We start from the raw sequence: 1795 nt of genomic DNA, 5'->3' as shown, positions 1-1795 counted from the left end.
GTCTTGCCGGTCTGGCCCACCTGGTGGTCGGCGGAGATCCAGCCCGCGTCGACACAGGCGCGGGAGGAGCCCACGACGCCGCCCAGGACGCCCGCCAGCTCCTCAGCCAGCTTGATGCCGCCCTCGACGTCCTTGCTGATGCCGCGGCCCACGGAAACCACCACGTCGGCGCCGATCAGATCGACCAGCTTCTTGGCGGCCTTCTTGACCTCCAGCACATCCACATGGATGTCGGACTTGTCCAGCTTCACGTCCACGTTGACGATCTCCGTCTTCGCGGCGCCGGCCTCGTCATAGGGCTGGGTCTGCATGACGCCGGGACGCACGGTGGACATCTGGGGACGGAAGCGGGGGCAGATGATGGTGGCCATCAGGTGACCGCCGAAGGCCGGACGGGTCATCTTCAGGTTGGTGTTCTCCTCGAACTTGGTGTTGTCCACGTCGATGGTGGAGGTGGTCTTCAGGAAGGCCTTGTACTTCTCCACGTCCACGTCCAGGTGGGTGCAGTCGGCGGTCAGGCCGGTGTGCAGGCGGGCCGCGCAGCGGGGGCCCAGGTCACGGCCGATGTTGGTGGCGCCGATGAGGAAGATCTCGGGCTTCTTGTCCTCCACCAGGTCACAGATGACCTTGGTGTAGGCGTCGGTGGTGTAGACATCCAGCAGCTCGTGGTTGCAGTAGTACACCTTGTCGGCGCCGTAGCCGCCCAGGGCCTTCAGGTAGTCCTCCTTGATGTCCTTGCCCAGCACCACGCCGCACAGCTCCACGCCCAGGTCGTTGGCCAGCTTGCGGCCCTCGGAGAGGAGCTGGTAGCTGGTGGACATAATCACGCCCTCGCGCTGCTCACAGAAAACCCATACGCCCTTGAAGGCGGCGGTATCCTTACTATCAAAAGCCATTGTGTTGCTCTCCTTTCACTCTATCAGATGATGTGCTTGTCGTTGAGGATGGAGACCAGCTTCTCGACGGTCGCCTTGTCGGCGCCCTCCATCATCATACCGGCGCCCTTCACCGGGGGAGAGAAGGACTTGTACACATTCGTGGGAGAGCCTTTCAGGCCGATGGTATCCACGTCGATGAGGGGATCGTCCTTCAGAGTCTCGTAGTTGTAGATCTCCAGAGGCTTGTTGTAGCACTCCATGATGCCGCCCACGCTCATGTAGCGGGCGTCGTTCAGCTCCTTCACGCAGGTCAGCAGGCAGGGCGTCTGAACCTTGATGGTCATGTAGCCGTCCTCCAGCAGACGCTTCACGGTGACGGCCTTGTTCTCCACCGCGATCTCCGCCACATAGGAGACCTGGGGCAGGTGCAGCTTCTCGGCGATCTGGGGGCCCACCTGGGCGGTGTCGCCGTCGATGGCCTGGCGGCCGCAGAACACGATGTCGTCCTCGTCCACGCCCACCTTCTTGATGGCGGCGGCGAGAATCTGAGAGGTGGCGTAAGTATCGGAACCGCCGAACTCGCGGGCGGAGACCAGCACGGCCTCATCGCAGCCCATGGCCAGCAGCTCACGCAGCATCCCCTCGGCGGGAGGGGGGCCCATGGAGACCACAACCACCTTGCAGCCGGTGGCGTCCTTGATGCGCAGCGCGGCCTCAACCGCAGCCAGGTCGTCGTGGTTGGTGATGGTGGCCATGGCCGCGCGGTCCATGGTGCCGTCTTCCTTCACCGCCACCACGCCGGAGGTATCAGGTACCTGCTTGACACAAACGATGCATTTCATATCGTAATTTTCCCTCCAGTTCCTTTAGTTCACGCCCAGGTTGGCGGAGATGACCATGCGCTGCACCTCGCTGGT

Annotated in this window: 2 protein-coding genes; both read right to left on the bottom strand. The window is 62.9% G+C overall.

The features are described 5' to 3' along the window. The coding region (locus ACESY8_RS19650) for an electron transfer flavoprotein subunit alpha/FixB family protein (protein WP_434307892.1) at window positions 1-896 on the bottom strand (896 nt) is incomplete at its 3' end. 23 nt (window positions 897-919) lie between these two features. After that, a complete protein-coding gene (gene acrB / locus ACESY8_RS19645) occupies window positions 920-1720 on the bottom strand; it encodes an acryloyl-CoA reductase electron transfer subunit gamma (RefSeq protein WP_007493353.1) in 801 nt (266 codons plus the stop codon). Window positions 1721-1795: the final 75 nt, after the last annotated feature.

It is taken from the genome of Clostridium sp. ATCC BAA-442, assembly GCF_964239415.1.
GTDB classification, from domain to species: Bacteria; Bacillota; Clostridia; order Oscillospirales; family Oscillospiraceae; genus Flavonifractor; species Flavonifractor plautii.
This window is presented reverse-complemented; position numbering and strand designations above follow the sequence as displayed.